The sequence below is a fragment of the Halomonas sp. SIMBA_159 genome, assembly GCF_046536035.1.
GTDB lineage: Bacteria > Pseudomonadota > Gammaproteobacteria > Pseudomonadales > Halomonadaceae > Vreelandella > Vreelandella venusta_A.
Window position 1 is genome coordinate 1 of record NZ_JAWJBT010001355.1, and the last position, 244, is coordinate 244.

Here is a 244-nt window from a genome sequence, read left to right on the forward strand (position 1 = left end):
CTGCTGCTGCTTGGCATGGGCATCGACTACGGCATCTTCCTGCTCGAGCATCGCGGCGATCGCAGCGCCTGGTTGTCGGTCTGCGTCGGCGCGGCGAGTACCTGGCTGTCGTTCGGGCTGTTGGCGTTGTCCTCGACGCCGGCGCTGCGCGCCTTCGGCTTGACCCTGCTGCTCGGCATCGGCCTGGTATGGGTGATCACCCCGCTGTTCCGCCCGTCTCCGCATACCGATTGAAGTCCCGATT

General features: G+C 66.0%; 1 protein-coding gene. It reads left to right on the forward strand.

The window, feature by feature from the left end:
• The coding region (locus R0J87_RS23680) for a hypothetical protein (RefSeq protein ID WP_498889446.1) at positions 1-234 on the forward strand (234 nt) is incomplete at its 5' end.
• Positions 235-244 lie beyond the last annotated feature (10 nt).